General features: G+C 53.5%; 1 protein-coding gene. It reads left to right on the top strand.

The window, feature by feature from the left end; translation table 11 throughout:
- On the top strand, positions 1-573 hold a 573-nt coding region (locus FKW19_RS14660), incomplete at its 5' end, for an IS3 family transposase (RefSeq protein WP_150225418.1).
- Positions 574-613 lie beyond the last annotated feature (40 nt).

The raw sequence follows: 613 nt of genomic DNA, 5'->3' as shown, positions 1-613 counted from the left end.
CCCGATCCGGCGCGGCCCTGTCCACAGGATCTGGTACAGCGACAGTTTTATGCACCAGCCCCCAACAGACTGTGGGTTTCGGATTTCACGTATGTTTCCACGTGGCAGGGCTTTGTTTATGTGGCCTTCATCATTGATGTATTCGCACGGGTTATTGTGGGCTGGCGTGTCTCCTCAACGGCCCATACCGACTTCGTGCTGGATGCCCTCGAACAGGCTCTGTGCCAGAGGCGGCCTGAGGGCAAAGTGACCCACCATTCCGACCGCGGCTGTCAATATGTGTCCATTCGCTACACGCAAAGACTGGCTGAAGCGGGCCTTGTTGCTTCTGTCGGCAGTGTTGGAGATTCCTATGATAACGCCCTGGCGGAGACCATTAACGGGCTCTACAAAACCGAACTCATCTATCGGCAGGGACCATGGAAAAATAGGGACGCGGTTGAACTGGCAACACTTAAATGGGTCGACTGGTTCAATAATCGGCGGCTCCTGTCCTCCATTGGAAACATCCCGCCAGCAGAAGCTGAGGCACGCTTTTATGCACAACAGAAATCACATGCATTAGCCGCTTAAATCAGATAAAAAACGTCTCCACAAAACCCGGGGCAATTCA

Origin of the sequence: Acetobacter sp. DmW_125128 (assembly GCF_008704325.1) — a bacterium.
Classification (GTDB): Bacteria; Pseudomonadota; Alphaproteobacteria; order Acetobacterales; family Acetobacteraceae; genus Acetobacter; species Acetobacter oryzifermentans.
The sequence above is the reverse complement of the archived record's forward strand: the minus strand, read 5'-3'. Positions and strand labels throughout refer to the sequence as shown.